The sequence below is a fragment of the Paracoccus sp. (in: a-proteobacteria) genome, from assembly GCF_046462195.1.
Lineage (GTDB): Bacteria > Pseudomonadota > Alphaproteobacteria > Rhodobacterales > Rhodobacteraceae > Paracoccus.
On sequence record NZ_JBKGUN010000256.1, the window covers coordinates 1 to 3,075 of the forward strand.

A 3,075-nucleotide genomic window follows, 5' to 3' on the forward strand; every position below is an offset into this window, starting at 1 on the left:
TCCCTTATGGCAACGCGATCTAGCCAGCACTTAAGCAAGCTTGCCCGCCCCCGCAGCCCGGGTGGAAGCCGGCGCCAGCGCCTCAAGGGCGGCGTGATGAGACAGAAACACGTTGCCGCTGAGGTGGCAAAGGAAGTCGGTGCTGCCAAGGCGGTCCATCACCGGCCCTTTCACTTCGGAGAGATGCAGGCGGATGGATGCATCCTCTAGCCGGTGCATGATCAACTCCAGACTTTCCAGTGCGCTTGCGTCGATGCCATTCACGGCAGCGCAGTTCAGCACGACGTGACGAACCTGTGGTCGATCCGCCACGGCCTGCTGGATTACATCTTCAATTGCCCGCGCATTGCCGAAGAAAAGGCTTTCATCGATCCGCAAACTGAGGACGTCCGGCACGCAGACAACGTCATGGCGGAGAACATTGCGAAAGTGGTGAGTCCCGGGAACCTGACCAAGCACGGCAACATGCGGCCGTGAACTGCGCCAAAGGTGGAGCAGCACCGAGATCGCGATTCCAATAAGGATCCCCTTCTCCACGCCCAGTGCAAGTGTGAAGACAAGCGTTGCTGCCAAAGACGAAAAATCAAAACGTGAATAGATCCAGGTTCGGCGCAACGCGCCGAAATCAGCTAAGCTCATAACTGCAACGATGATCGTTGCGGCCAGAACAGCGATCGGTAAATAAAAGAGGACGGGCGTCAGGAAGACGGAGGCCAGCGCGATCCCGAGGGCAGTATAGATGCCTGCAGCGGGTGTCTGCGCACCAGCATCGAAATTGACAACGGACCGCGCCAAACCTCCGGACACCGGATAGCCGCCTGTAAAGGCCGCAGCCAGGTTTGCCATTCCCAAACCCATAAGCTCGCGGTCAGGGCGGATGGATTGCCGGCGCTTGGCCGCCAAGGTCTGAGCAACCGAAACGGACTCAACAAAGCCGATGATCGATATGAGAAAGGCAGCAGGTAAGAGCATGCGCCAAGTCGTCAGGTCCAGTGCCGGCAGAGACAAGGGCGGAAGACCTTGCGGGATGTTGCCCACCACGGCCACACCCCGTGAAGACAGGTCGAGCCATATCACTATCAAGATGGAGGCCGTAACGGCCAGAACAGGCCCGGATCGAGCGATCACCACTGCAGCACCTGCGGGAACGCCCAGATGCTGCAACAAAGCTCTCATCTTCGCGCGGGACCAGAAGAGAAATACAATCGCCGTGGCACCCAGAAAAAGCGACGGAAAGTTAGATTGAGGCAGGCTTCGCAGCAAGGAGTGAACAACCTCGATCAGCGTCTGGCCATGCGCCTCAACCCCCAGAATGTGCTTCAGCTGCCCGGCCGAAATCAGCAGAGCGGAGCCGGTAATAAGGCCCGAGATGACTGGATGGGATAAAAGGTTTGTCACGAAACCAAGCCGGAATATGCTCATTGTCACCAGCATCAGTCCCGACAAAAGCGCCAGTGTAAGGGCAGCCGTGAGATAGGCGGCACTGCCGGCGGGGGCCACGGCACCTGCGGCGGTCGCTGTCAGCAATGAAACGATGGCAACAGGACCGACCGACATCGTGCTGCTGCTACCGAACAACGCGTAGACAACCATCGGCAGGATCGACGCATAGAGCCCGACAACTGGTGGCAGACCTGCCAGCATGGCGTAGGCCAATGCCTGTGGAATCAGCATCATCGTTACGACCACTGCTGCCATCCCGTCGCTGAGGAAGGTCGGCCAGCTATACCGACGCCCCCACTCCAAAGCAGGAAAGCAGGACGTCAGCGGTCTCATGCGTCCGTTCTCGGACAGGAGGTAAAACAGTGTGCAACCCGCCTCGACGATGATTGCAGGGAGACAGGTTCGCAAAAAGTCACATGATCTCGAATGGTCATAGGCTATCCTCAAAAGCGGTTGATGGGGATCTTCAGATAGCTGTGTCCATCATCTTCGACCAAAGGCAGGCGGCCGCCGCGCAGGTTGATCTGCAGCGCTGCCAGCATGCGATCGGGAAGTGGCAGCTTCGCATCCCGTTCGTCTCGGATCCGAAGCCAGTTCTCACGCTGCGTGCCCTCCTTGACATGACGGTTTCGTGCCTTGTGTTCGAACACAGTGGCCTCCCATTGCGGTTCGCAGCGGTCATTCGTGCCGTAATCATGCCCGACGAACAGGCGCGTGTCGGCAGGCAGCTCCAGAATGGCCTGGATCGAGTCCCACAGGTCAGCGCTGCTACCCCCAGGAAAGTCGGCGCGCGATGTGCCTACGTCGGGCTGCATCAACGTGTCATGAATGAAAGCTGCGTCACCGCAGACAAAGGTAATCGAGCCAAGTGTATGCCCCGGTGACATCATCACCCGCGTCTCCAGCTCTCCAATACGGAAGCGGTCTCCTGCTGAAAACAAGAAATCGAAGTCCTGCACAGGGTTGAAACGATCCGGGAGGTTATAAATTCCGGCCCAGATTGTTGCGATATCCGCTACCTTTTTGCCGATCGCATTGACGGCACCGGTACGTTGCTTCAGTTCCGCCGAAGCCATGACGTGGTCGGCATGGGGATGGGTGTCCAGCACCCACTCCACCGTCAGTCCGTTTCGCGCCACAAGATCCAGAACCTGGTCGATGCTGTCGGTCGAGAACCGGCAGTTTCTGGCGTCGTAGTTCCAGACCACGTCGATGAGTGCCGCTTTCCTGGTCGCCGGGTCTGCGCAAACATATTGGACGGAGCCGGTATCCGGGTCGTAGACGCCCCAGACTTCGGGACTGCCCGCACCGCGTGAAGGTGAATGCCGCACCACCCGCTGCTGAAGGGCTGATTTCGTCATCGTGCTGCTCCTCTGGGCTCTGCGTTCAGGTTCTGCATCCCTTAGCAGAGTTCATCGACACTTCGTTCCGATAGGCAAATGGGGCCGACGGGCTTGCTTCTCTTTTTCGACTCTTTCCGTTATGCGGATGACAGGGACGATAACCACTGGCTGCGTGCCCTTTCCCAGCCGCGAGAGCCTCGGCCTGCTTGCTGAGACGGACGTGCAGCACATGCCTGTCGAATCTTCGCCATCCCTTCGAAACAGAAACCTGCCGCATCTTCCGGTGGAG

At 58.5% G+C, this 3,075-nt stretch carries 2 protein-coding genes; both read right to left on the reverse strand.

From position 1 onward, the window contains the following. Nucleotides 1-30 precede the first annotated feature (30 nt). Entirely contained in the window at nt 31-1,776 is a 1,746-nt protein-coding gene (locus ACLHHB_RS15775) for a SulP family inorganic anion transporter (protein WP_410219235.1), read from the reverse strand. Nucleotides 1,777-1,886: 110 nt separating this feature from the next. Beyond that, the gene (locus ACLHHB_RS15780) at nt 1,887-2,804 is read right to left on the reverse strand and encodes an MBL fold metallo-hydrolase (RefSeq protein ID WP_410219236.1); all 918 of its coding nucleotides are present in this window, start codon (nt 2,802-2,804) and stop codon (nt 1,887-1,889) included. Nucleotides 2,805-3,075: the final 271 nt, after the last annotated feature.